This is a genomic window from Halomonas sp. 18071143, from assembly GCF_019211725.1.
GTDB lineage: Bacteria > Pseudomonadota > Gammaproteobacteria > Pseudomonadales > Halomonadaceae > Vreelandella > Vreelandella stevensii.
Genome location: NZ_CP078120.1, coordinates 151,227 through 175,028 on the forward strand (window position 1 = coordinate 151,227; position 23,802 = coordinate 175,028).

Annotated in this window: 25 protein-coding genes and 1 pseudogene; 3 read left to right on the forward strand and 23 right to left on the reverse strand. The window is 60.3% G+C overall.

What is annotated here, in order from left to right; genetic code table 11:
• Positions 1–7: 7 nt before the first annotated feature.
• Complete coding sequence (gene fliR, locus KVY02_RS00710) at positions 8–799, forward strand: flagellar biosynthetic protein FliR (protein ID WP_100732212.1); 792 nt, start codon at positions 8–10, stop codon at positions 797–799.
• 148 nt (positions 800–947) lie between these two features.
• Here the strand turns inward: fliR (KVY02_RS00710) and KVY02_RS00715 are convergent, their stop codons facing one another.
• The 17 genes from KVY02_RS00715 to istA form a co-directional block, all read right to left on the reverse strand.
• Entirely contained in the window at positions 948–1,361 is a 414-nt protein-coding gene (locus KVY02_RS00715) for a flagellar protein FlhE (protein ID WP_218314123.1), read from the reverse strand.
• An 11-nt stretch (positions 1,362–1,372) separates the two neighbouring features.
• The gene (locus tag KVY02_RS00720) at positions 1,373–1,696 is read right to left on the reverse strand and encodes a flagellar protein FliT (RefSeq protein WP_218314124.1); all 324 of its coding nucleotides are present in this window, start codon (positions 1,694–1,696) and stop codon (positions 1,373–1,375) included.
• A 27-nt stretch (positions 1,697–1,723) separates the two neighbouring features.
• A complete protein-coding gene (gene fliD / locus KVY02_RS00725) occupies positions 1,724–3,127 on the reverse strand; it encodes a flagellar filament capping protein FliD (RefSeq protein WP_218314125.1) in 1,404 nt (467 codons plus the stop codon).
• Between the two features lie 123 nt (positions 3,128–3,250).
• On the reverse strand, positions 3,251–4,447 hold the full coding sequence (gene flgL / locus KVY02_RS00730) for a flagellar hook-associated protein FlgL (RefSeq protein WP_218314126.1): 1,197 nt from the start codon (positions 4,445–4,447) through the stop codon (positions 3,251–3,253).
• Positions 4,448–4,486: 39 nt separating this feature from the next.
• A complete protein-coding gene (gene flgK / locus KVY02_RS00735; protein ID WP_218314127.1) occupies positions 4,487–6,391 on the reverse strand; it encodes a flagellar hook-associated protein FlgK in 1,905 nt (634 codons plus the stop codon).
• A gap of 76 nt (positions 6,392–6,467) precedes the next feature.
• Entirely contained in the window at positions 6,468–7,538 is a 1,071-nt protein-coding gene (gene flgJ / locus KVY02_RS00740) for a flagellar assembly peptidoglycan hydrolase FlgJ (protein ID WP_081139148.1), read from the reverse strand.
• Positions 7,538–8,635 carry a flagellar basal body P-ring protein FlgI gene (locus tag KVY02_RS00745; protein ID WP_198517599.1) on the reverse strand — a complete coding sequence of 366 codons (1,098 nt, stop codon included), beginning with the start codon at positions 8,633–8,635 and terminating at the stop codon, positions 7,538–7,540. Before KVY02_RS00745 ends, flgJ begins: the two co-directional genes overlap by 1 nt.
• A gap of 62 nt (positions 8,636–8,697) precedes the next feature.
• The gene (locus KVY02_RS00750; protein WP_371317412.1) at positions 8,698–9,336 is read right to left on the reverse strand and encodes a flagellar basal body L-ring protein FlgH; all 639 of its coding nucleotides are present in this window, start codon (positions 9,334–9,336) and stop codon (positions 8,698–8,700) included.
• A gap of 69 nt (positions 9,337–9,405) precedes the next feature.
• Positions 9,406–10,188: a flagellar basal-body rod protein FlgG gene (gene flgG / locus KVY02_RS00755; RefSeq protein WP_081139151.1), complete on the reverse strand. Its 783-nt coding sequence runs from the start codon at positions 10,186–10,188 to the stop codon at positions 9,406–9,408.
• Between the two features lie 14 nt (positions 10,189–10,202).
• Positions 10,203–10,958, reverse strand: a complete 756-nt coding sequence (locus KVY02_RS00760; RefSeq protein ID WP_100732205.1) for a flagellar basal body rod protein FlgF — start codon at positions 10,956–10,958, stop codon at positions 10,203–10,205.
• 25 nt (positions 10,959–10,983) lie between these two features.
• Complete coding sequence (gene flgE, locus KVY02_RS00765) at positions 10,984–12,201, reverse strand: flagellar hook protein FlgE (RefSeq protein ID WP_218314128.1); 1,218 nt, start codon at positions 12,199–12,201, stop codon at positions 10,984–10,986.
• A gap of 17 nt (positions 12,202–12,218) precedes the next feature.
• On the reverse strand, positions 12,219–12,905 hold the full coding sequence (locus KVY02_RS00770; protein WP_218314129.1) for a flagellar hook assembly protein FlgD: 687 nt from the start codon (positions 12,903–12,905) through the stop codon (positions 12,219–12,221).
• A 4-nt stretch (positions 12,906–12,909) separates the two neighbouring features.
• Positions 12,910–13,317, reverse strand: coding sequence for a flagellar basal body rod protein FlgC (gene flgC / locus KVY02_RS00775; protein ID WP_100732202.1), 408 nt, complete (start codon positions 13,315–13,317; stop codon positions 12,910–12,912).
• Positions 13,318–13,334: 17 nt separating this feature from the next.
• Positions 13,335–13,748, reverse strand: coding sequence for a flagellar basal body rod protein FlgB (gene flgB / locus KVY02_RS00780; RefSeq protein ID WP_081139159.1), 414 nt, complete (start codon positions 13,746–13,748; stop codon positions 13,335–13,337).
• Positions 13,749–14,125: 377 nt separating this feature from the next.
• Positions 14,126–15,124 (reverse strand): IS5 family transposase, encoded by a 999-nt coding sequence (locus KVY02_RS00785; RefSeq protein WP_218314130.1) that lies wholly within the window; start codon positions 15,122–15,124, stop codon positions 14,126–14,128.
• 174 nt (positions 15,125–15,298) lie between these two features.
• The gene (gene istB / locus KVY02_RS00790) at positions 15,299–16,054 is read right to left on the reverse strand and encodes an IS21-like element helper ATPase IstB (protein ID WP_213480218.1); all 756 of its coding nucleotides are present in this window, start codon (positions 16,052–16,054) and stop codon (positions 15,299–15,301) included.
• Positions 16,051–17,517: an IS21 family transposase gene (gene istA, locus KVY02_RS00795; protein WP_218314131.1), complete on the reverse strand. Its 1,467-nt coding sequence runs from the start codon at positions 17,515–17,517 to the stop codon at positions 16,051–16,053. The genes istB and istA overlap by 4 nt, the downstream gene beginning before the upstream one ends.
• 100 nt (positions 17,518–17,617) lie before the next feature.
• On the opposite strand from istA, the gene KVY02_RS18200 reads away from it, so the two are divergent.
• A complete protein-coding gene (locus KVY02_RS18200; protein WP_371317393.1) occupies positions 17,618–18,604 on the forward strand; it encodes a flagellar basal body rod C-terminal domain-containing protein in 987 nt (328 codons plus the stop codon).
• A gap of 15 nt (positions 18,605–18,619) precedes the next feature.
• Positions 18,620–19,861, forward strand: a pseudogene (flgL, locus tag KVY02_RS00805) (flagellar hook-associated protein FlgL).
• Between the two features lie 53 nt (positions 19,862–19,914).
• On the opposite strand, the gene fliR (KVY02_RS00810) reads toward flgL (KVY02_RS00805), so the two are convergent.
• Genes fliR (KVY02_RS00810) through fliM form a run of 6 tightly spaced genes read right to left on the reverse strand, consistent with a single transcriptional unit; the run spans position 19,915 to position 23,797 of the window.
• Positions 19,915–20,706 carry a flagellar biosynthetic protein FliR gene (gene fliR, locus KVY02_RS00810; protein WP_218314132.1) on the reverse strand — a complete coding sequence of 264 codons (792 nt, stop codon included), beginning with the start codon at positions 20,704–20,706 and terminating at the stop codon, positions 19,915–19,917.
• Between the two features lie 3 nt (positions 20,707–20,709).
• Complete coding sequence (gene fliQ / locus KVY02_RS00815; protein ID WP_081139170.1) at positions 20,710–20,979, reverse strand: flagellar biosynthesis protein FliQ; 270 nt, start codon at positions 20,977–20,979, stop codon at positions 20,710–20,712.
• Between the two features lie 28 nt (positions 20,980–21,007).
• The gene (gene fliP, locus KVY02_RS00820) at positions 21,008–21,796 is read right to left on the reverse strand and encodes a flagellar type III secretion system pore protein FliP (protein WP_081139171.1); all 789 of its coding nucleotides are present in this window, start codon (positions 21,794–21,796) and stop codon (positions 21,008–21,010) included.
• Positions 21,793–22,230, reverse strand: coding sequence for a flagellar biosynthetic protein FliO (fliO, locus tag KVY02_RS00825; protein ID WP_081139173.1), 438 nt, complete (start codon positions 22,228–22,230; stop codon positions 21,793–21,795). Before fliO ends, fliP begins: the two co-directional genes overlap by 4 nt.
• Entirely contained in the window at positions 22,227–22,745 is a 519-nt protein-coding gene (fliN, locus tag KVY02_RS00830) for a flagellar motor switch protein FliN (protein WP_081139174.1), read from the reverse strand. Before fliN ends, fliO begins: the two co-directional genes overlap by 4 nt.
• Positions 22,742–23,797: a flagellar motor switch protein FliM gene (gene fliM / locus KVY02_RS00835; protein ID WP_081139176.1), complete on the reverse strand. Its 1,056-nt coding sequence runs from the start codon at positions 23,795–23,797 to the stop codon at positions 22,742–22,744. The genes fliN and fliM overlap by 4 nt, the downstream gene beginning before the upstream one ends.
• Positions 23,798–23,802: the final 5 nt, after the last annotated feature.

Here is a 23,802-nt window from a genome sequence, read left to right on the forward strand (position 1 = left end):
AAATCGCATGGTAGAAGTGACCTTCGCCCAGCTGCAGGGTTGGCTGATGCTGTTCCTGTGGCCCTTCGTGCGTATCACGGCCTTTCTCATGGCGTCGCCGCTGCTGGGTCACTCCAGCGTGCCCAATCAGGCCAAGATCGGTCTGGCCGTGCTGATCACGGTAGTGCTCGGGCCGAACCTGCCGCCCATGCCCGACACCCCGCTGGTCTCCTGGGCGAGCCTCGGGATCATGATCGAGCAGATGCTGATCGGCATCGCCATCGGCCTGACCATGCAGGTGATGTTTGCCGTGGTGCAGGCCGCCGGTGAATTCATCGGCCTGCAGATGGGCCTGGCCTTCGCCACCTTCTTCGATTCCAGCAGCGGCACGCAGACGATGATCCTGTCGCGCCTGCTCTACATGATCACGCTATTGATGTTTCTCGCCTTCAACGGCCACCTGATCGTGATCGAGATCATCGCCACCACCTTCATTACGCTGCCCATCGGCATGGGAGGCTTCAATGCCGGCGCCTTCGAGCTGTTGGTCCGCTTCGGCGGCACCATTTTCGCCGCCGGCATGCTGCTTGCCCTGCCGCTGGTCGGCGCGCTGCTGATCATCAACCTGTCGATGGGAATTCTCAATCGCTCCGCCCCCCAGCTCACGGTATTCAATATCGGCTTTCCGGCATCGCTCACCGTCGGCCTGTTCCTGCTGATGATCCTGATGTCGGACTTCGGGCGCTTTCTGCAGCGCCTGTTCAGCGATGGCCTGCTCTTCCTGCGCCAGATGCTGGAAGCCATGGCGCCCCTGACCTGAGGCGCGTACGGAAGCTGGCGGCCCGGCCCCGCGGCGTCAAACAGCGGCTCGAGCGCGAGTCCAATGAATACCGGGGAAAGGAAGAAGAGAAAAGAAGCGCCCGCGCTCGCCATGCGCTGCCGCGACGTGACAGTTGGAAAAGCATCCGTCAATGATAGTTGGCGATCAGTTGCAGGCCTTGTACTTGGATCATGCGCTTGTGGCCCGGCATCAGGGCAAAGCGAAAGTGCAGGGGCTCATGGACGCGGCCGCCGCTGAAAGCCCGGGTGGTGCCACGCTCGCCGGACAGGGCGGTACAGGCTTCACCCTGGCACAACCAGGCACGCACCGCTTCACCGGGAGGGAGTCGATACCGCCAGCTCACCTCGGCAAGCGTCGCATCGCCAGGCACCGCTGTCGGCGCCACGAGAGGCGCCGAGCGCACCTCGCGCTCGGCCATCGTCACGCGTACGCCCTGGACCTCGGCGACCCAGCTTCCCGCGGCCTCGGTGGGCTGGGACAGCGCCATCACGGCAAGCGCCGAAAGCCCTCCCAACCAGCCGAGACGACGTCGGCCAGACATGCGGTTCGATCTCACCCCTGCCCACCGTAGGCGCGATGCAGCTTGCCCTGCTGACGCGACACACGCATCAGTTCGACCAATTCGTCGCGTCTTGCATCGGCCCGCTGGCGAATCTCCCGATCGTGCTCGATGAGCGCCTCGACGAGCTGCAGCTTGTGCTGGATCAGCGCCGGTTCCGTCAGGGCCTCCTCGTCCAGCCGGCGTATATGCGCCGCTTGCCTCCGGTAGTCCTGCTCGAGCTCGAGCACCCGCTCCCACTCGTCCTCACGGGCCGCCCCCAACATCGCCTTGGCCTGCGACAGGAGCGCCTCATAGGCTGCCGTGACGTCGCTCATGACAATCTCCTGCCGGGGCATGTCATTCTATTTGCGTCCCATTTGAGCGTTCATCATGTCGAACTGCTCGGTCAGGTACTGGCTGGTCTGATTCATCTGCGCCACCATCAGGTCGAGTTGCACGAATTGAGCCCGATAACGCTCCATGGTCCTCTCGATCTGCTGTTCGGTGCGGATATACTGCTGATCGAGACGCTCGATCTGGGATTCCAGACTGCTGACCGCCAGGTCCAGCGTTCCCCCATCGGCAAGGATGGCCTCCAGGGCATCGTCCAATTGCTGTGCCAGTCCCGGGTTTTCGGCATCGCCGACGAAGAACGCCTGAACGCCGCTGAAGTCGTTGGCAATGGCCTCATCGAGCTTGGCCTCGTCCAATCTCAGGGTGCCGTCCACATTCAGGGTGATGCCGATCTCGAACAGCCAGTTGTAACCGTCACCCTCGACGCCGGCATTCATCACGCTGCGCAGTTGGCTCTCGATGCTGCGCAGGGTACTATTACCCAGCAGCGCTCCTCCAGTACTCCCCTCCTTTTCATCACTGTCCGAGGCATCGAAGCTGGTGAGATGGCCGATGGTCGCGCGCAGCGCATTGTAGCTGTCGACGAAGGCAACGATCGCCTGCTTGGCAACGTCGGTGTCCTGCTGAACCGTGACGGTCGATCTGCCCACCTCTTCCAGGCTCAGGGTGACACCCTGGATCGCCCCCTCCACCATATTGGACTGGCTGGTAATGGCGACACCATTGACCGTCAGCAAGGCATTCTGGGCCGCCACATAAGTGCCAGTGCCACCCTCAATGAAGGCGCCATTTTGATCCTGCTCGGCGTCCATCACCAGCCTACCGGCCAGATCGCCCTCCACCTGGATGCCGGTGACTGCCGCGTCGGTGCCGGTCTCGCTGGAGACGAGAGACAGCCGGTAGCCCTGGCCGTCATGGATGATCGAAGCGGTGACACCGGCGTTCTCGGCATTGATGGCATCGCGAATATCGGCGAGGGAACTCGCCTCCTCGGCGATCTCGATCTCCAGCGTCTCGCCGTTGCCAAAGGTAAAGCTCAGCGTTCCGGCGCCAAGCGGCTGCGCGGCATCATCCACCCGCTCGGTCGCGACGCTGGAGGCCTGGGCCAGTTGCTCCACCTCGACCTGATAGCGGCCGGGTACGGCATCGGCGCTCGCCGCGGCCTGCACGCTATCGCCATTCACTTCGCTGGAGACGGCCTCGAAGGTGGCCGGGTCGCTGAGCGCGGCGGTGGAAACCTGCAGCCCACTCAAGTCACCCTCGAGCTGGCCATAGGCCGAGATCGTGGTCTGATGTTTCTCCTGCTGCTGGACGATGGGCTCGAGCTTCATACGCTCGGCTGCTTCCAACTCATCCAACAGGCCATTCAGGTCGAGGCCCGATCCGACCCCCAGTGAACTGATAGTGCTCATATCGCATCCTTCTCCGTTGTGTGCGGTACGCCAGGCCCTTTTCCCACCCGAGCACTTGGCGGCAACTCATTCATTTCTTATCGGCCACGCGGGGTGCGTCCTTTAATCAATACCGCCCGCATGTCACATGTAGTTGAACAGCGACAGTCCTTGAATGTCGACGAAGGTCTGCTGCGCCGCCTGCAGGCCCACCCGGCGCATGACGTATTCGGAAATCGCCTGGTTGTAATCGAGATCGATCAGGTCGGAGCGGGTCTGCTCATAGTTGATCATGCGGGTGCTGCCCACGGTATCGAGCACGTCCAGTTCATTGAGCTTGGCGCCCACCGAGGCTTGCACGGTAAGCACGTTGTCCAGGGCGTTGTCGAGCTTGCGCAAGGTGGTATTCATGGTATTGGTGAAGGCCGCCTGATCGGCGGGTGTCTCGATGGGTGTCTCCAGCGCCGTTATCGCCTTCTCGAGGGTGGTGAAGACGTTGGTGCCCATCTGCTCGGCGGGGCCCACCGCCAGGGTGTCGCCATCCTCCGGCACGCCATCGAGGGTGATGCTCAGCCCGCCCAGATCGATCTGCTGGCCCGCCTCGTAGGGAACGGGATCCCCCCCGTTGACCGTATAGGTGACGTCATCCCCGTCGACCTGGAATGCCAGCGCGAAGTAGTCACCGTAATTGTCGTGAGCGGGATTGGTGACGCTGGGCCCGGTGAAGGTCACGGTGCCGGTGTTGCCGTCACCGGCCTCGGCCACGTAGCCGGCGCCACCGGGTACGCTATTGAACACGCTGTCGCCGTTCACCTGCACCGGCATCCGCCGGGTGGCGTCCACCTGCAACTCCTGGACGTTTTCATCCCCGACATATTCTACCTCGCCAGCCGCATTCACCACGAAGGGCGGACTGCTGTTCTGGTAGCCCCCGAACAGGTAATTGCCGTTGCCGTCGGTGGTATTGGCCAGCCCCAGCATGGTCTCGTAGATGCCGGTGAGCTCACTGGCCAGCGACTGGCGGTCGGCGTCGCTCAAGGTGCCATTGGCGGCCTGGACGATCAGGGTACGCGCGCTGGTGAGGGCATCGGTGACGCTGCCCAGCACGCTAGCGGTCTGGGACAGGGTGTTGCGCGCGGTGATCCGGGTGTCCATGTACTGCTGGTTGGCGGCGATGGACTGCGAGACCGCCAGCGCCTGGGACGCCGCGCGCGGATCGTCGGAGGGATTGATGACCCGCTTGCCGGTGGCCAGTTGCTGGCCGACCTTGAGAAATTCGTTCTGCTGGCGGTTCATCGCCGAGACGCTCTGCTCGAACATGGTGACGGTGCTGACACGCATCGTGCTCTCTCCTGTTGTCCGTCTTGTCCAGTATCAGGTTCAGGTCCGCAGACCCAGAATGGTGTCGAACATGGTCGATGCCGTTTCGATGACCCGTGCGTTGGCCTGATAGTACTGCTGATAGCGGATCAGGTTGGCGGCTTCCTCATCCAGGTTGACGCCGGATACCGACTGCTGCACGGCCCGCAACTGATCGGTCAGGCCCTGCTGCATCTGCAGGTTGGCCTGGACCACGTTGGTCTGGTTGCCCACGTCGCTGACGATGGAGGCATAGGCCTGGTTGAGTGTGGCGCTGCCCGCGACGAGCTTCTCGTTCTGCAGTGCCTGCAGCGCCAGGGCGTTGCGGTTGTCGCCAGCGGCGGCCGGGGCCGCGTCGAGGGTCAGGCTGGCCGTTTCGCCCTCCGCAGGCAAGGCATCGACGCTGAAACTGATGCCATCGACGGTCAGCACGTCGCCTGGCTCGATCTGACCGTTATCAGGGTCGAATGGCTGACCATTTCGCTCGACGGGCACACCACCCGTGCCGAGATTGCCTTCGCTATCCAGGCTCAATGCATAGCCGCCGTCGGGGGCATCCTGCAAGGCGTCCTGTGCCGCGACGATGGAGGAGATCGCCATATCGCCACTGGTCTCGAGGAAACTGCCGGCGGCGATCTGCGCCGGATCGCTGATCAGCGTCTCGACGCCGCCCGCGGCGCGGCGCACCGGCTGGATCTCATAACTGTCGCCAACCGCAAAGCCGCCATCGTCGAACGTCAGCTCGACGCCGGCAAAGCTCAAGGTGCCGTCCTCGAAGTCATGCTCGACGACCTGGCCATTGTCCTTGCGCACGATCTGGAAGGTTGGCTCACCGGTGGCGCCATCCACCGCAGTGACCCTCACGGTATAGTCGGCGGCCGCCAGTTGCGAGACGTCTCCGTAACCGGTGTCGGCAATCTGCGCACTGCCTTCGTTACGAACATGGGCATAAGCCTGGGGCTGACCAATGGAAAAGAAGTCCTGGCCCTGCTCACCGTTCAGGTCCTGCCCCAGGCGGTGCTGGTCATTGAAGCCCACGACCAGGGAGACCGCCAGTTGGCCGATCTGATTCTGGGTCTTGTCGAGGGACTCGGCGCGGAAGCTCATCAGCCCGCCCAGAGCGCCGCCCTGGATGGCATCCTCGGGGAGAATCACCAGGTTGCCCGCCGCATCGCGATAGCCCACCACGGTGCGTTGGGGGTCGTAGGGCGAGGCGACCGCCTCGAGCTCGTAGTGATGGGTGCCGGTCACCAGCGGCTGCCCACCCGGCAGGTTGATGTTGTAGCTACCGCCATCCTGCACCACCAGTTGAAAGTCGGTGTGGGTACTCAGTTCCGCCACCAGGTGATCGCGCTGGTTGAGCAGTGCATTGGGTGCCTGGCCATAGCGCGCCGTGGCGATCACGATTTCATGGTTGAGCTGGGCGATCTGCTGGGTGAGCGTATTGATTTCATCGACTTCGGCAACGATCTGCTGATTGACGCCGGACTGCATGTCCTGCAGGTAGCCGTCGAAGGCGCGGAACTGGGCGCTCAGCGTATCCGCGGCACCAAGCACGCTCTGGCGCGCCGCCGGATCGGAGGGAAACGCGGCCAGGTCGCCCAGCGCGGAGAAGAAATTCTGCATCAGCGGGGCCAGGCCGGCATCGCCATCGGCCAATAGGTTGTCGATCTGGCTGATCTGCGCCTGATAGATACCGAGCGCCGAACTGGCGCTGGTGGAGGCATTCAACTGTACCGCGACGAAGGCATCGTACTGGCGCTGGATGTCATTGACCTGGACGCCCCCTCCATGCTGGTTCTCACCGAGGATCACCAGCTCGCGGTTATAGCCCGGCGTGTAGACGTTGCTGATGTTGTTGCTGGTGGTGTAGAGCGCGCTTTGCGCCGCATTGAGGCCACTGACACCGATGGAGTATATGCTCATGCTGCCTGCTTCCTTAATCAACTAGAAGTGTTATCGGCCTCGGTCCGCATATCTTTAACGAATCGAGGCTTGGCAATCAGTACGAGAAGAAGACACCGGCCAGCGTCCTCATGGATTCGAGCGGTCCCATGGTGTTCATGACCGCGATCAGCTTGCTCGCGTAGTGCGGGTCGGTGGCGTAGCCCCCCGCCTGCAGGGCGTGCGCCGCACGCTCGGCGTTCGGTGCGCCGACCACTCCCGCGTAGCGCGGATTGTCGCCGATCAATCGCGCATAGTCCGTGAAGGCCTCCTCGTAGGAACCGTAGACACGGAAACTATCCGTGACTCGGGTGCGCTTGCCGTTCACGTATTCATGGGTGACCACCTCGGTGGTCGCCCCCTGCCAACGGCTCCCGGCCTTGATGCCGAACACGTTGTAACTGTTGCCGCCGCTGGCCGTGGGAATCTCGTGACGCCCCCAGCCCGTCTCCAGTGCCGCCTGGGCCAGGATCAGCTCGGCCGGAACCCCCGTGGCACGGCTCGCCGCCTGGGCCGGCGCCGACAGCTTCGTCAGGAAGCGTTGCACATGGTCGCCTCGCTCCTGTGCCTGGTCGGTCGTTGTCCGGCGAGCGTCGCCCACCGCTGACGCACCGTCGACCGCGACGCGCCGTTCTCCATACCCACCCAGGTCGAGTTCATCGAGGAAACTGGCGGGACGCCTGGCATCGAGCTCGGCCATGAAGTCCGCCTCGGGAGGCGGCGCGTCGTCGCCATGCAGGGCGTCGCTCAGCACACGGGGCACGCCGCGGGGAATGCCGGCGATCAATTCGTCGGCCTGAGTTCGCGCCACGCTCTGCTGTGGCACCATGCCCCGACCCTCGAGCTGATTGATCAACTGCTCCGCCAGGCCGAAGCCGCGCCCCGCCAGATGCTGAGACCATTGCTGATCGAGCATGGCATTGTAGAACTGGCTCTGCTGGCTATCGAAGAGGCCCGATTGCGGCGAGGCGTCCCGCATGCTCTTGAGCATCATGTGCAGGAACAGCGCCTCGAACTGCCGCGCGGCCTCCGGAAGCCCGGCGTTGGGGTCCTGCCGTGCGGTATGCTGCAGGCGCTGCAGGCCCTGTACGTCGAGAGCGAACTGACCACCGAGATCGTTGACGCTCATCAGATGATCTCCAGGTCCGCGCGCAGCGAGCCGGCGGCCTTGAGCGCTTCGAGAATCGACATCAGGTCGGCCGGCGTGGCGCCCAGCGCATTGAGCGCATTGACCACCTCGACGAGGTCGGCGTTGCCTTCGACCACCCGCAACGCGCCCCCCTCCTGGGTAATGGCAATGTCGGTATCCGGTGCCACCACGGTTTGCCCTTCGCCGAAGGGCGCCGGCTGGCTGACCTGGAAGTCGGTATCGATGACGATCGACAGGTTGCCATGCGCCACCGCCGCACGATGCAGCGTGACGCTGGAATTGAGCACCACCGAACCGGTGCGCGAGTTGAGCACGACCTTGGCCGGCGCCTCGTTTGGCGTCACTTGGAGGTTCTCTATGCGCGCCATGAAATTGACGCGATCGTTGGGATCGTTGGGTCCCTGCAGACGAATGGTGCGGCCGTCCTGTGCGGCGGCCACCGACCAGCCGAAGGCGTCGTTGATCGCCGCGACCACGCGCTGCGCCGTACCGAAATCCGCCTGCTTGAGCTGCAGGTCGAGGATCCCGCTGTTGGCCCCGAGGCTTACCGGCACCTTGCGCTCGACGGTCGCGCCGCCCGCGATGCGCCCACCCGCCTGCTGGTTGATCTGAACGCTGCTGCCGCCGGCCGCCGCTCCGGCGCCGCCAACCAGCAGGTTGCCCTGAGCGATGGCGTAGGTCTCGCCGTCGGCGCCCTTGAGCGGCGTCATCAGCAGGGTGCCGCCGCGCAGGCTGCGGGCGTTGCCGATCGACGAGACCACCACGTCGAGGCGCTGTCCCGGCTGCGAGAAGGGAGGCAGATCGGCGGTCACCATCACCGCCGCCACGTTGCGCAGTTGCATGTTGGTCCCCGGCGGCACGGTGATGCCGAGCTGGGAGAGCATGTTGGTCAGACTCTGCCCGGTGAAGGGCGCCTGCATGGTCTGGTCGCCGGTACCGTCGAGTCCCACCACCAGGCCATAGCCCACCAGGGCGTTGTCGCGAACGCCGGCGAAGGTCGCCAGGTCGCGCAGCCGCTCGGCCTGGACCGGCGCCGCCAGGGCGAGCCACAGCGCCGCGCCGAACAGCCAGGCCATGGGCGAGATCCGCGATGAGAGCATGAAGCAAGAATTCCTAGGCATCTATCGAACGCTCCCGATCAGAAAGGCGAGACATTGAGGAAGAAGCGCTGCAGCCAGCCCATGTGCTGTGCCTCGTTGATGTAGCCGTCGCCGACGTACTCGATGCGCGCATCGGCGACCTGCGTCGAAGGCACGGTATTCTGGCCGGTGATGGTGCGCGGATTGACCACGCCCGAGAAGCGGATGAACTCGCGCCCCTGGTTGATGCCGACCTGGCGCTCGCCGCGCACCCGCAGGTTGCCGTTATGCATCACCTCGAGCACCGACACGGTGATGGTGCCGGTGAAGTTGTTGCTGGCCTGGGTGCCCCCGCCTCCCGAAAAGGCGTTGCCCCCCGACACGTCGAACCCGTAGTCGACCAGGAAGTCGATCACATCGGGAATCTGCATGATGTCGAGATTCGCCGAGCCATTGCGGGTGGCGCTGCTCTGGGAGTTGGAGCTGGCGCTGACCTGCTCGTCGAGCACAATGGTGAGGATGTCCCCCACCTGACGCGGGCGACGATCCTCGAACAGCGGCTGGACGCCGCGATGCGCCTGATAGATGGACCCGTTGGGAATCGGCGGCGGCGGCTCGGCGATATTGATCATCTCCTGCTCGCCCACCAGGGAGGCGCGCGGAATCTGCGCACAGCCGGCCATGATGGATACCATCATGGCCGCCACCGCCAGCCGCCACAGGTGCGAAGAGGTCTGCCCTTTCATGCGTCGTCCGCCCTCGTCGGATTACAGCTGCGCGAGGCGCGCCAGCATCTCGTCGCTGGTCTGCACCGCCTTGCTGTTGATTTCGTAGGCCCGCTGGGTCTGGATCATGCTGACCATCTCCTCCACCACGTTGACGTTGGAGGTCTCCACGTAGTTCTGCATCAGCCGCCCGGCCCCGTTCATGCCCGGCATCGTCTCGTTGCGAGGACCGGAAGAGGTGGTCTCCAGATAGAGATTGCCGCCGATGCTCTGCAGACCGGTGGGATTGACGAAGGTCGAGATGGTGATCTGGCCGATCTGGGTGTCCTGGGAGGTGCCCGGCTGGGTCACGGTGACGATGCCGTCCTCGCCCACGCTCAGCGACAGGGCGTTGTCGGGAATGATGATCGCCGGCTCCATCGGATAGCCGTTGGCGGTGACCATCTGGCCGTTCTCGTCGATCTGGAAGCTGCCGTCACGGGTGTAGGCGGTGGTACCGTCGGGCAGCAGCACCTGGAAGAACCCCTGCCCGTTGATCGCCAGGTCGCGGGAGTTCTCGGTATTCTGCAAGCCGCCCTGAGTGTGCAGGCGCTCGGTGGCCACCGGGCGCACGCCGGTTCCCACCTGCATGCCGGAAGGCAAACGGTTCTGGACGTTGTTCTGCGCCCCGGGCTGGCGCAGGTTCTGATAGAGCAGGTCCTCGAACACCGCCCGCGAGCGCTTGAAGCCGTTGGTGCTCACGTTGGCCAGGTTGTTGGAGATCACGTCCAACTGCACCTGCTGCGATTCGAGACCGGTCTTGGCGGTCCACAGCGATTTGATCATCGTTCGGTTCCTCGTTAACCCTGAATGGAGAGCAGGTTGTTGGCGCGCTGGGCATTCTCGTCGGCGCTACCGATCACCTTCATCTGCATGTCGTAGCGCCGCGCCACGTCGATCATCGCCACCATGCTCTCGACAGCACTGACATTGCTGCCCTCCAGGGTACCGCTGACCAGGCGCGCATCTTCGTCCGCCTCGAGCACGACCGGCTCGCCCTCTTCGCCGACGGGCGGCCGGAACAGGCCGTCGTCGCCGCGCAGCAGGTCCGCCTCGGGCGTCACCAGCTTGAGACGCCCGACGTCGACCAGCGCATCGGGATCCTCGCCCTGGCCGATGGCGCTCAAGGTACCGTCGCTGCCCACCGAAAGCTGGGCGCCCAGCGGCACGACGATGGGCCCGCCCTCGCCGATCACCGGTCGCCCGGCGAGCATGACGATGCCATCTCCATCCACCTGCAGGTCGCCACGCCGGGTATAGGCCTCGCTCCCGTCGTCGGCCTGCACGGCGAGCCAGGCGCCACCCTCGAGAGCGACGTCCAGCTCGCGCCCGGTGCTCATCATCGGCCCCTGGGAGAAGTCCGAACCGGGCGTGGTCGCCGCCACCGACACGCGGGTCGGCAGATGCCCGTCGCCCTGCACCGGCACGGCGCGCATGGCGTGCAGTTGCGCGCGGAAGCCGGTGGTCGAGACGTTCGACAGGTTGTGGTTGACCACCGCCTGCTGATCCATGCTCTGCTTGGCGCCACTCATGGCGGTGTAAAGTATGCGGTCCATGGTCAATTTCCCCGCTCAGCGCTCATCAACGCAGGTTGATGGTGGTCTGCAGGAGCTCGTCCTGTGTCTTGATGGTCTGGGAATTGGCCTGGTAGGCACGCTGGGCGATGATCATGTCGACCAGCTCCGCGGACATGTCGACGTTGGAGCTCTCCAGCGCCCCGGCCCGCAGACTGCCCAGCAAGCCGGTGCCCGGCGCACCGACCAGTTCCTGCCCGGACGCGGCGGTCGCCGCCCAGGCATTGTCGCCTATCGGCGTCAGGCCCTCGGGATTACGGAAGTTCGCCAGCACCACCTGCCCCGCCGCCAGGGACTGTTCATTGGAATAGTGGCGCATCACGGTGCCGTCATCCTCGATGCTGATACCGACCAGAGCACCGGAGGTGTAGCCATCCTGGTTCAGCTCATTGACCGTGGAGCTGTTGGCGAACTGGGTGGCACTGCCCAGATCGATGTCGAACGTCAGATCCTCGGCACCTGGCAAGTCGGCAAAGGTCACCGCGAATTCGGCGTCGCCGACCACGCGACCGCTGGTATCGAAGGAAAGGTATTCGCCATCCGTGATTTCCTGTGGGTCGCTGGAGCCTGCAAGAAGCGCATGGACTTCCCAATCACTTCCACCGGAATCCTCGCCCACCTTGGTGAAGTAGAGCGTCATGTTGCGCGGGTTGCCCAGGGAGTCGTAGACGGTGGCGTTGGTGGCGTAGCTGTAGCTGTTCGGGTCGTTGGTGGCGAAATCCGTTACGTCACGATCCACGACCGTCTCACCGGAATTCAGGTTCATGCCAATGGTCATCTGGCTGGTGGCCTGAGCGGGAATGTCGTCGGCGGGCACGTTCAACGGCACCGGCGCGCCACCGACCTGGACGTTGCCTTCCTCATCGGCGGGATAACCCATGATCTGGGCGCCCTGGGCGTTGACCAGATCGCCCTGGGCGGTCATGGTCAACTGGCCATTGCGCGAGTAGACGACCTCGCCGCTGAGCTGCTGAAAGCGGAAGAAGCCGTCACCGGCGATGGCCAGGTCCAGGTTGCGCCCCGTTCCCTCGATGTTGCCGCTGCCGAAATCCTGCTGAACGCCGGCCACCTGGGTACCCAACCCCTGGCTGTTGGCATAGACATCGGCGAACAGCACGTTGGAGCTCTTGAAACCCACCGTCTGCGAGTTGGCGATGTTGTTGCCGATGGAGCCCAGCGCCTGCTGCTGCGCGTTCAGACCACTCAATGCTTGTGAAAAGCTCATGTCCCTTCCTCGTATTTTTAGAGAATCTGTCTGATGTCACTCAGCTCGACCTGACCGTAGACCGCGCCCAGATCCAGGCGCACACCACCGTTCTGAACCGGGGTGATCCCCCCCACCACGGCATAGTTCAGGGTTTCGACGGCAATCGCCTGGTCGCCGCTGGTGGCCTCTACGCTGACGCGATAGCTACCCTCGGTGACCTGCTGACCCTCGCTGTCCTTGCCATCCCAGGTGAAGGAATGCACGCCGGCACTGGCCGGACCGATGTCGTACTGATTGATGACCTGGCCGCTGGCGCTGGTGATGGTGATCTTGACGTTGTCGGCGGCCTGCCCGAGCTCGATGCCGAACGGCGTGGTGAACGCCTGGCCCGACTCGTCCACCGCCAGTTGGATGCGGTTGCCCGGCACCAGCACGGCCTGGCCGATCAAGCCACTGGCCAGGAGCACCTGATTGGTATCGATCTGTTCGGTGATGCCCTTGAGGGTCTGATCGAGCTGTTCGATACCGGCGACGGTACTGATCTGTGCAAGCTGTGAGGTCAACTCATGATTGTCCATCGGATTGAGGGGGTCCTGATGCTGCATCTGCGTCAGCAGCAACGTCATGAAGTCATTCATGATGTCGTTGGCCGCGCTCTGACTCTGCGTCGAACTCGCGGCATTCATGCCGTTCAGCACGTTGGTGTCGATGGTGTTGCTCATGGTGTTAGCCCTCGCCCAGAGTCAGGGTCTTGAGCAGCATCTGTTTGCTGGTGTTGAGCACCTCGACGTTGGCCTGGTAGGAGCGCGACGCAGAGATCATGTTGACCATCTCATGCACCGGCTCGACATTGGGCATGGTCACGTAGCCCTCCTCGTTGGCCAGCGGATGCTCGGGGCGATACTCCAGGCGCATGGGGCTCGGGTCCTCCACCACCTCGCGGACGCGAACGCCGCCGATGCCATAGGCGCCTTGCGACTGGGTCTCGAACATCACCTGCTTGGCGCGATAGGCTTCGCCATCCGGCCCGGCGACGCTGTCGGCGTTGGCCAGGTTGCTGGCGGTGACGTTCATGCGCTGCGACTGGGCACTCATCGCCGAGCCGGAAATATCGAATACGGAAAACATCGACATCGTCTTGCTCCTGCTTGTTATTCGGGCTGCATCGCCGACTTGAGGCCCTGGATGCGGCTATTGATCATGGTCAGGGCCGCCTGGTAACGGACCGCGTTGTCGGCGAACTGCGTCCGCTCGCGATCCATGTCGACCGTGTTGCCGTCCAGACTGGGCTGGTCGGGCACGCGATACAGCAGTTCGTTGATCGCGGGCGCCTCGGCTCGCGCCGGGATGTGTCGCTCCGACGTGGTGGCGAGGGCCAACCCCTTGCCCCCCGCCCGGCCGCTTTCCATCACCCGGGAGAGTTCGCGGGAGAAGTCCATGTCGCGCGCCTTGTAGTTGGGCGTATCGGCATTGGCGATGTTGCTGGCCAGCACCTCGTGACGCTTGGCGCGGAGGTTCAATGCCTCCTGATGAAAACGCAGGGCACCGTCGAGCTGATCGATCATCCGTTGAACCTCCATCTTGGCATGACCGCACGCGGCCACGGGGTATTGGGTCAGCGTGAAGATTAGAGGAGCGCCTGTCATGGCAAAGCCTCGAACAGGCCATGGATTGCGCTTCATTTTCGACGATGCCCGACAGCGCCAATCCCTAGAATCGTGGTAACTATTCAGGTGGCTGCGGATGGGGTATCGCCAACCAGCTGATTTTTCTGGCATAGTGCACAGCATCATTCGGCACACCTATGGAACCGCTGATCAATTCGTCTCTGAGCGGCTAAAGCACTCAGGGCGGCATATTCACCGCGTCAACGGTCACTTTCTGGCCACGGAAGGTGGCTTTTTTACCTTGGCAGCCTGGTTATCCAGCTGCCAGGCCAGATTCAAGACACACTGGCCCCGTCAGCATGCCCCTGGCATCGTCCAGCCAGCACCAAATTGCCGAGGGCGAACAGGGTGAACAGCTGCGCCTGGTTCCTGGCCAGCCCCTTGTAGCGCACCTTCCGGTAGCCGAAGAGGTTCTTGATGACATGAAACGGGTGCTCGACCTTGGCGCGGATGCTGGCCTTGGCCTTCTCGATCGCCAGCAGCAGCGCTTTCATGGGACTGTCTTCCATCTTCTTGATGGTGCCGCGTTTGGCGGCGACACAGCAGCGGGAGTCCGGGGCATCCTTCTCTTCGTCCAGGTACTTCCACATGCCGGTGTAGCCCGCGTCGCCGTATACCCGCTTGTCATCCTCCCGGACCAGAGCGCCGGCCATGGTGACATCGGCGACGTTGGCCGACGTGGCGGCGACACTGTGGGTCAGTCCGGTGACCGCATCGACACCGATATGGGCCTTCATGCCGAAGTAATACTGCTTACCCTTCCGGGTCTGCTTCATCTCCGGATCGCGCTGCCTGGCCTTGTTCCTGGTGGAGGGGGCCGCCGCCACAATGGTGGCGTCGACGATGGTGCCCTCGCGCATGAACAGGCCCTGCTCGGCCAGGTGGGCGTTGATTTCCTCGAAGATCCGCTGGGTCAGGGCATGCTGCTCCAGCAGGTGACGGAAGCGCAGCAGCGTGGTCGCATCCGGCACACTCTCGATGGCCAGATCGATACCGATGAAGTCACGCATGGCCTGGCTGTCGTAGATGGCATCCTCCAGCGCTTCATCGGCCAGGGCATACCACTGCTGCAGAAAGTAAATGCGCAGCATGCGCTCCAGGCCAATGGGTGGTCGGCCTCGCTTGCCCGCTGAATTCGGGAAGTAGGACGGCGACAGTGCTGCGATCAGCCGTTGCCACGGCACCAGCTTCTCCATCCTGGCAAGAAACCGCTCGCGGCGGGTGACCTTCTTCTTGTTCTGGTGCTCAGCCTGGGCGAATGAGATCTGTTTCATCGGAGTGGCTCTGTCAGCGGGTGTTGGACGACAGGTCAGATTTTACCTCGTCGGTGGTTATGAGGCAGCTCCGGCGGGATTTATGCAGCGTTTCCCTAGGATACAGCTATAAAAGTGTCTGGCGTCAACTATCTTGTCCGGTCCGCGACAACTATGATGGCCGGTTGAGTGGTCTTACTTTTTACTCTTTCCAGCCTGCTTAAGCTGTTGCTGTCGTCGGTAGCTTTCCCCCTCTAATTCGATAATGGTGGCGTGGTGTATCAGTCGGTCTACAGCCGCTACGGTCATCATGCTGTCCGGGAATATTTGATCCCACTCGCTAAAGGGCTGGTTGGCTGTGACGATCAAGCTGCCACTCTCATAGCGGTGAGCGATGAACTCGAACAGCACCTGGGTTTCTGCATCCGTCTTTTTTACATAGCCTATGTCGTCGATGATGATGACTCGGTATTTATCCAGGCGTGTCATGGCGGTCATCAAGTCGAGATCGCGCTTGGCCTGCTGTAGGTGCTGAACCAGCGCTATCGCAGGGAACAGTTTGCAACGCACGCCCTGCTCGGTAAGTTGATGGCCCAGGGCATTGGCGATGTGGGTTTTGCCGGTGCCACTGGGGCCGATCAACAGCACATTGTCGGCATGGTGTGCCCAGTCACTGTCTTGTTGCAGCTTGGCCAGTGCCGCGTTACAGGGGCGGCTAAAGCCGCTCTGATCCAACGCCGAGAAGGTTTTGTTGGCCGCAAGCTTTGCCTCCCGTAGCCATTTCTGGGTACGACGCTGGTAGCGGTCTGAGAGTTCGTACTCACACAAGGCTGCCAGGTAATCCGTGTGTGACCAGTTCTTTTCAATAGCCGTTTCCCAGAGCGATTGATAGTGACGGTGGAAGGCCGGCAGACGGAGTTCCTTAAGCAGTAAGGCGACGGAGTCGGTCATATCGACGCCTCTTGGCTGCGGATCGAAGACAGCAAGTCGTCATAACTGACCAGGGTGTGTTGATTTGAAGCTGAGAATTCGAGATCGGGATTGCCGCGAAGGTAGCGTGACTGGATCTCGGTAATTGACGCGAACCGGCCGGCCCGGGCCTCTATCAACAGGTCTTCCCCCAGCGATTGCTCGTCACCGTATTCGAAGGCCAGCCGCAGTGTTGTCACGATCCACTTGCAGGCTTCACGGGGTTCAAGATGCTCATCCGCGAGTTGCCAGAGTTCGCGGTAGTTGTCGTCCGGGAGCAGGTCATCACGCAGCTGAGAGTAACGGAAGGCCTGTGGCTTGGAGGCCAGCGAGCAGATCACGTGCCGGTAATTGACGCTGCGGGCACGGTTCTCGCCAGGCTTGGGGTAAACACGCACCAGGGTCAATGCAGGCTGCTGACCAACGAACAGCACCAGCTTGTCGTGATGCAGCCTGACTTGTATCGATTCGCCAATCAGGCGCGATGGCACCGTGTAGACAACGCGGCGGACTTCGATCGTTGAGCTGCGCGTCACCTTGAGATGGAGGGTCTGATACTCGGCGGCTGTAAACTCCGGCAGTGGCTGCAAGGCGGCCTGTTCTTCAAGCACACGGGACCGGTTGCGTTGGTTGAGCTTGCCGACAACGCCATCGATAAACGCCTGATACTGTTCGATACTCTCGAAGTCATTGTGGCCGCGCAGTAACAGCTGTTGTGCCAGGCGTTTCTTGAGCGAGCCATTGGCACACTCCACGACACCGTTCTCATGGGACTGCCCCAGATTATTCCGGGTAGGCGTCATGCGGTAATGTTGGCACAGCTCGCTGTAAGCGTCAGTCCACACGTTCTGCCGGTTATTGCGTGCCGCACTCAGGCTATCCGTGCGGTGCTCAACAGGGCTGCCACCAGCTTGCTGTAAGGCTCGCTGCAACCCCGTCGCCAGAGCCGCATAACTCTCACCGCCCTGAACCACGGTGACCGAGCGCCAGCCACTGTAGGCCAGTCGAAATTGATAGAGCAGGTGTGGAAAGGCCTTGGACTGAATCGTAATCGGGTTATCGGGGTGGGTAAAATCAGAAAATCCCTGCTGTGCGACAACGGCCTGTTGGCGAAAAATGACCTCTCGTTCCGGCCCATGCAGTGCTCGCCATTGCTTCACCCGGCGTTGCAGTGTGCGCAAAATGGTCTGGTCGTAGTGCTCAGGGTACTGCTCTTGCAAGTAATCAAGCAGGGTTGTTCCGGTCAAATCCGGCTTGGCTTCTAGCAAGGGGAGCAACTCTGTCTCCCAAACGGCTTCCAGTGGATCTTCTCGGGTGCGCCACTGCCGCTCGGTGTTAACGCGGGGTTTTTGTGTTGACGTCTCGATGCGTCGTCCGGATCGAACGGAAATGCCCGCCTTGGCGGCAGCCACTTCCTGGCTTGCGCCATTTTGTCGGTGCTGCATGAACAGCTCCTCTTGTCGGTTGGTTATGTGTTGGCCTGGCACCCATTGCTCCACCATGGAAAACAAGGGGCCAATTGTTACATCCAACCGGCCAAGATAGTTGTCGCTAACCGGTCATCCTAATTGTCGCCGAACATATAAAGGCAATGCCTCTGAAATAGCATCCGTTGAATTCGATACTGATAATATTGATGAGCTACGCGCTACAGACTACACCATCAGTTATCGCAATGACGCGTATAGCGTGACACGTAATGACAGTGGTGACGAGGTGGACTTCACATTGGATGGCGGAGTACTGTCCTTTGGTGGCGTTAATGTTGCCTTTGAGAGTACGCCACAGAATGGCGATAAGTTCGAAATTCAGCCTGTTCGTCGCGCCGGCCAGGATATGAAGGTGGCGATTACGGACGGGGATAAAATAGCCGCAGGTGATGCAGGCTTAGACGGTGAAGAAGGCAGTTCTCTTACTTCATTTAAACACTCGGGTGATTTAGCCGTTGATGATCTAAAGATGTCGCCAGGGGCATTCTCTAACCATAAAGAGTATACGTTAAGGCTGGATTCAGAGGGCAAGTTAACAGTAACACCACCGGATTCGACGATCCGCATTGATGGTCAACCTTTTGATGTAGATAATAGCATTTTAGATTTAGAAGAGAACAAAACGGTTGAAATAGATGGGATGAGCTTTACGCTTACCTCTACCTCACTCCCGGCCACTGATGAAACGGCGACGTTGACGGTTACCGAAAACATTATCGCGGCCTCGGGTGATAACCGTAACGCATTAGCTTTGCAAAAGTTGCAGAGTGAGGCAGTGGTGGGAGGCTCAGCCTCCGTTAGTTCTGCCTACGCCTCCATTGTGAGTGATGTCGGTAACCGTGCCAATATTACTCAGGTTAACCTGGACGCGCGTCAAGGACTAACCGATCAGCTGCGCGCGGTGCAGCAGTCTGAGTCTGGTGTAAACCTGGACGAAGAGGCTGCCAATCTGATTCGCTACCAGCAGTACTATATGGCCAATGCGCGTGTCATCGATACGGCGGGCTCTATTATGGACACCATTTTGAACTTGCGGAACTAACAAGAGGCTTAGGCGATGCGTATCAGTACGGTCACCATGTTTGAGCAAAGCACGGCGTCTCTTAACCGCCAGCAAAGTGATTTCTTGAAAGTCAGCCAGCAAATTGCCAGCGGTCGCCGCGTGGTGAATCCCTCGGATGACCCGCAAGCAGCGTCACGTGCTGTCGGTGTCGACCAGTCGAAAGCGATCACTGAGCAGTATGCGGCTTCGCGTATCTCCGCACGTAACTCTTTGGCCCAGACAGAGAGTATTCTTAACAGTATTAAGGATGGGATTATCAGTGCTAAAAATTTGCTCATTCAGGCATCTAGCGACACATTGAGCGATGTCGACCGAGAGTCCATTGCCAGTGAGCTAAAAGGGATCTACGAAACCTTGATAGGTCAGGCAAATGCAACGGATGGCAACGGTCGCTATATTTTTGGCGGCTACAAGGATAACGCTCCGCCATTTGTGAAGTCGGCTGATGGCAGCGTCGAGTATGTCGGCGACAGCAATGGCCGTGAGCAACGTGTTGATGCATCGCGTTTAATGCCGGTTACAGAGACTGGCGTAACTGTTTTTCAGCAAGTGCCCAGTGGCGCGGGTTATGTAGCTGAAGCTAACGCTGCGAACCTTGGCAGCGTAACCTTTAGCGGCCCACAAGTGGTGAGTGTGAATGCCCCTGACTATGGGGATAGTTTTCGTATAAGGTTCGATGAGAACGATGATGATGAGCCAATTTATACCCTGCAGAGGTTTGATGGCTCGGATTGACAAGATGTTGTTGGACAAGTTGAACAGCCCTACGATCCCAGTGGGCAACAGTTGAGCTTCGGTGGTGTTAGTGTAACGCTGAGTGGTGCCTCAGAAGCTGGCGATGAGATTCTCATCGCTCGGTCGGGCAGTGAGCAACGTCCTGCGGATCTTTTCCGTACTATGGAAGCTGCAATCCGAGTTCTGGAGACGCCTGCTGAAACGGCCAGCGAGAAGGCCGCGCTGCGCAATACGCTCAATACGTCCATGCGTGACTTGGACAATGCGATGGATAATGTATTGACGGTACGCGCTTCTGCTGGCGCAAGGCTCAATGAACTGGATGTCATCGATGCGGTGGGCAGCAACCGGATGCTCAACTATGAACAAACGCTATCTGATCTTGTAGACCTTGATTATGCCGCGGCGATCTCCGAATACAGCCTGCGACAGATAGGCTTGCAGGCAGCGCAGCGTGCGTTCGTCGATGTCAAGGGAATGTCGCTGTTCGATTACATGTGACACATGTCTTGTCACGTTGATAAACGCCCAGCCACTCCTCTAGTGGCTGGGCGTTAGTTTATGGGGGCCATGGCTTCGATCAGCCCTTGAGTAAACATGATACCTTGGCTGAACAGCTGTTGAAGAAAGCTGCCAAGATCGGTCATCAAGACCATCAGCAGCGTCAGGCCCACCAGGATGGACGTGGGGAAGCCGATATTGAACACCGTCAGCTGTGGTGCCGAACGGTTCAGGATGCCCAACGACAAGCTAATAATGAGCAGGGGGCCTGCTAGTGGCAAGGCTAGCAGCATGCCGGAAGCAAAGATGGTGCCTGCATAGCGGGCAAGCAGCTCAAAAGCGCCAGGGTTTAGTGTCCCGATACCGATGGGCAGCGTGACAAAGCTCATGATCAGCGCTTCCAGCACCATCAGGTGGCCATTGAAGGCCAAAAACATCAACAGTGTCACCATATAGAGAATACGCGACAACACCATGATGTTGGTGCCGCTAGAGGGATCAAAGAAACTGGCAAAGGCCAACCCCATCTGCAAACCGATGAATTCGCCCGCTGCCTGTACCACGGCAAACATGATATGCATGACCAACCCAATGGCCAGCCCTATCAGCATCTGCTCAATGATGATACCCACACCTGCCCACGACATGAGCGCAACCTCTGGCATGGGAGGTAGCAAGGGAGCGATCACTACCGCGATGACGGCAGCGAGTGCCACTTTGACCTGATTAGGCACGCTGGAGTGGCCCCACAGCGGGGAAGCGGTCATGAAGGCCGTAATGCGCACGAAGGGCCAGAAAAACGCGACCAGCCAGCCCTGCAACTGGGCAAAGGTGACCTCAACCACGGCCTACATCACCATCGCGGGAATATTACTGAATAGACGGTGTGTGAAGTCCGTGATCAAGCCGATGAGCCAAGGGCCTGCCACGACCAGTACGGTGAATACTGCAAGAATCTTGGGGATAAAGGTCAGCGTCATTTCGTTGATCTGCGTGGCAGCCTGAAACAGACTGACCAGCAGGCCGACGAACAGGGCGGCCAGCAGTATGGGGCCTGCCAGGAGTAGCATTACCCGCATACCCTGGTAAGCAAGGCTCATTACCATCTCTGGCGTCATGTTCGTTCTCCTTATCGGCCTGGCGGTACTAAATCATGTAAAAGCTCTCAGCCAGTGAGCCGATGATCAGTTGCCAACCGTCCACCAGCACGAACAGCATAAGCTTGAAAGGAAGTGAAATCGTGACGGGGGGGACCATCATCATCCCCAACGACATGAGTGTACTGGCCACCACGAGGTCAATGATCAAGAAGGGAATGAAGATCGTAAAGCCAATTTGAAACGCGGTTTTCAGCTCGCTGGTGACGAAAGCGGGGAGCAGTACACGCATGGGAAGCTCTTCCGGGCCTTGCATCGGGCCTATGTCGGCCAGGCGCACGAAAAGCGCCAGGTCAGGTTCCCGGGTCTGTGCCAGCATGAACTCTCTGAACGGAATTTGTGCCTGGAGTAGGAACTCTTCAAAGTTGATCGCTTCCTGAGTCAAAGGCACCCAGGCCGTATCGTACACCTGGCTGATAACGGGCGACATGACAAAAAAAGTCAGAAATAGCGCAATACCCAGCAAGACCTGATTAGGGGGCGTGGCCTGGGTGCCCATGGCGGTTCTCAGCAGGCTCAGTACGATGATAATGCGCGTGAAGCTGGTCATCATCAGCAGCATGGCGGGCAGGAATGCCAGTGAACTGAGGAAGAGCAGGGTTTGCAGAGACAGCGACCACTGTTGGCCACCATCGCCTGTTGGCTGTGAGGTCAGGCCGGGAAGCTGCTGCGCCTCTGCGGGCACGCAGAGCAGAGAAAACCAGCAGCCCAGTAATAGCAGGCTGAGGAACCATTTCGGTAGTGCCAGAGAGCGAAACAAAAGCAGAGCATGCGTCATGGTTTGGGCTGAGAGTCGGTGGAGTGCGGGGTGGCGGAATGCTTATGACGATAGCCGGCCAAGGCGCTGCTGAAACGTTGAGCAAAAGGCGCTGGTGAGCCTTCTGGATCAGGCTGCGCACGATCTTCGGGAGCGGGGCGCTCCTGGAGCTTGGTGACTTTCCCGCCACTGACTGCCAGCACCAGCCAGGTATCCTCGATTTCGACGACCACGACCCGCTCTCGGCTGCCAATGGCGGTGCTGCCCACGACACGTAGCTGCGCCCCATGGTCGTAACGATGCTGCTGCCAGCGTTTGAGCAGGGCAGTGCACACCAGTATGATCGCAATCACCAGAACCAGTGCAGCAGCGGTCTTTCCGAGGACGGCCATGCCGATAAGGGCATCGCCGCCGCTTAACGCGTCCACGGGCGTCGATGTCGTCGCGACACTCATCGGTTGAGTTTATGAATGCGCTCGGAGGGCGTGATGATCTCGGTAATACGAATGCCGTACTTATCCTCGATGACCACGACTTCCCCCTGGGCAATCAGGTAGCCGTTGATGAGAATGTCCATGGGCTCACCCGCCAGGCCCTCGAGCTCAATGACAGAGCCCTGGGCAAGCTCCAGTAGCTGCTTGATGGTGAGCTTTGTACGGCCAAGCTCAACGGTGAGTTTGACAGGGATATCCATGATCATTTCCAGATCACGGGTGGCACCACTGCTCTGTTCACCATTCAGAGGGAGGAAGACATCGTCACTGGCTGGCTTGGCCATGGGAGCTTCTTGTTCAGGCTCTTCACTGGCATCCGTTTGTTCGGCAGCCTCTTGCTCCGCCATCGCGGCAGCCCAGGGGTCATCATCGTCACTGGCGGCATCGGCGCTGGACGATGACTCTTCTTGTGCAGACATGGCTTCCGCCCAATCGTCATCAGAAACTTTTTGATCGGGTTTGTTTGGGTCTGTCATGCTTTGGGTTCCTTGGCTTTCTGTCGCGTTGAACCTTTAATAAAGTCCTGGGACGATACGTTATTCATGGCAGCATGGTCGATCAAGCGCAGAACGCGCAGTGCGCGCTGCTGCCGCTGGCTGCCGTACTCACACTCCATGACAGGTACGCCATCGACCCGCGCGGTAATCGTGGAAGGGATGTCCATCGGCAATACATCGCCTTTTTTCAACCCCATCACGTGGGCAATGCGGCTGGGGATCTGAGCGAACTCTGCAATGAGTTCGACTTCAGACTGGCGAAGCTCGCTGGCCATGCGTCGTGTCCAGGTGCCGTCGCTGTCATGGTTGCTGTCATTGATCGGGTTGACCAACAGGTCTCTCAGCGGCTCGATCATGGCGTAGGGCATGCAGATTTGGAAGCTGCTGGATAAATTACCGACTTCGATATTGAACTTGGTATTGACGACGATCTCGTTGGGCGAGTTGGTAATGTTCGCGAATTTGGACTGTATTTCCGAACGCAGAAAGTGTACGTCCAACGGGTATACGACCTTCCAGGCTTCCTTATAGGCATCAATGGCGAGGTTCAGCAGGCGCTGAATGATACGTTGTTCGGTATTGGTGAACTCGCGGCCATCTGATTTCGTCACGAAGCGTCCATCACCGCCAAACAGGTTGTCTACCACCATGAAGACCAGGTTCGGGGGGAAGACCACCAGTGCGGAGCCACGCAGTGGCTTCATCGATACAATATTGAGGTTTGTGGGCACCGGGACGTTGCGAGAGAATTCGCTGAAGCTTTGGTAACGCACTGACTCGACGGTAATATCCGAGCTGCGACGAATCAGGTTGAACAGCCCATTACGAAAATAGCGCGCAAATCGTTCGTTGATAAAGTCCAGTGCATGCAAACGCTCCCTGATGACCCGGTGTTGAGTCGACGGGTCGTAGGGGCGTATGCGCGCTTCATCTGATGTGTGTGATGACGTAGCGGTCGGCTCATCATCACCACTGACGCCCTTCAAGAGAGCATCGATTTCTTCCTGGGACAGTAGATCGTCCTGCGACATGAACG

Excerpts from the sequence above, each read along its gene's own strand:
- fliR (WP_100732212.1), top strand. The coding sequence starts at position 8 with ATGGTAGAAGTGACCTTCGCCCAGCTGCAGGGTTGGCTGATGCTGTTC.
- KVY02_RS00715 (WP_218314123.1), bottom strand. The coding sequence starts at position 1,361 with ATGTCTGGCCGACGTCGTCTCGGCTGGTTGGGAGGGCTTTCGGCGCTT.
- KVY02_RS00720 (WP_218314124.1), bottom strand. The coding sequence starts at position 1,696 with ATGAGCGACGTCACGGCAGCCTATGAGGCGCTCCTGTCGCAGGCCAAG.
- fliD (WP_218314125.1), bottom strand. The coding sequence starts at position 3,127 with ATGAGCACTATCAGTTCACTGGGGGTCGGATCGGGCCTCGACCTGAAT.
- flgL (WP_218314126.1), bottom strand. The coding sequence starts at position 4,447 with ATGCGTGTCAGCACCGTCACCATGTTCGAGCAGAGCGTCTCGGCGATG.
- flgK (WP_218314127.1), bottom strand. The coding sequence starts at position 6,391 with ATGAGCATATACTCCATCGGTGTCAGTGGCCTCAATGCGGCGCAAAGC.
- flgJ (WP_081139148.1), bottom strand. The coding sequence starts at position 7,538 with ATGAGCGTCAACGATCTCGGTGGTCAGTTCGCTCTCGACGTACAGGGC.
- KVY02_RS00745 (WP_198517599.1), bottom strand. The coding sequence starts at position 8,635 with ATGGCCTGGCTGTTCGGCGCGGCGCTGTGGCTCGCCCTGGCGGCGCCG.
- KVY02_RS00750 (WP_371317412.1), bottom strand. The coding sequence starts at position 9,336 with ATGATGGTATCCATCATGGCCGGCTGTGCGCAGATTCCGCGCGCCTCC.
- flgG (WP_081139151.1), bottom strand. The coding sequence starts at position 10,188 with ATGATCAAATCGCTGTGGACCGCCAAGACCGGTCTCGAATCGCAGCAG.
- KVY02_RS00760 (WP_100732205.1), bottom strand. The coding sequence starts at position 10,958 with ATGGACCGCATACTTTACACCGCCATGAGTGGCGCCAAGCAGAGCATG.
- flgE (WP_218314128.1), bottom strand. The coding sequence starts at position 12,201 with ATGAGCTTTTCACAAGCATTGAGTGGTCTGAACGCGCAGCAGCAGGCG.
- KVY02_RS00770 (WP_218314129.1), bottom strand. The coding sequence starts at position 12,905 with ATGAGCAACACCATCGACACCAACGTGCTGAACGGCATGAATGCCGCG.
- flgC (WP_100732202.1), bottom strand. The coding sequence starts at position 13,317 with ATGTCGATGTTTTCCGTATTCGATATTTCCGGCTCGGCGATGAGTGCC.
- flgB (WP_081139159.1), bottom strand. The coding sequence starts at position 13,748 with ATGATCGATCAGCTCGACGGTGCCCTGCGTTTTCATCAGGAGGCATTG.
- KVY02_RS00785 (WP_218314130.1), bottom strand. The coding sequence starts at position 15,124 with ATGAAACAGATCTCATTCGCCCAGGCTGAGCACCAGAACAAGAAGAAG.
- istB (WP_213480218.1), bottom strand. The coding sequence starts at position 16,054 with ATGACCGACTCCGTCGCCTTACTGCTTAAGGAACTCCGTCTGCCGGCC.
- istA (WP_218314131.1), bottom strand. The coding sequence starts at position 17,517 with ATGCAGCACCGACAAAATGGCGCAAGCCAGGAAGTGGCTGCCGCCAAG.
- fliQ (WP_081139170.1), bottom strand. The coding sequence starts at position 20,979 with ATGACGCCAGAGATGGTAATGAGCCTTGCTTACCAGGGTATGCGGGTA.
- fliP (WP_081139171.1), bottom strand. The coding sequence starts at position 21,796 with ATGACGCATGCTCTGCTTTTGTTTCGCTCTCTGGCACTACCGAAATGG.
- fliO (WP_081139173.1), bottom strand. The coding sequence starts at position 22,230 with ATGAGTGTCGCGACGACATCGACGCCCGTGGACGCGTTAAGCGGCGGC.
- fliN (WP_081139174.1), bottom strand. The coding sequence starts at position 22,745 with ATGACAGACCCAAACAAACCCGATCAAAAAGTTTCTGATGACGATTGG.
- fliM (WP_081139176.1), bottom strand. The coding sequence starts at position 23,797 with ATGTCGCAGGACGATCTACTGTCCCAGGAAGAAATCGATGCTCTCTTG.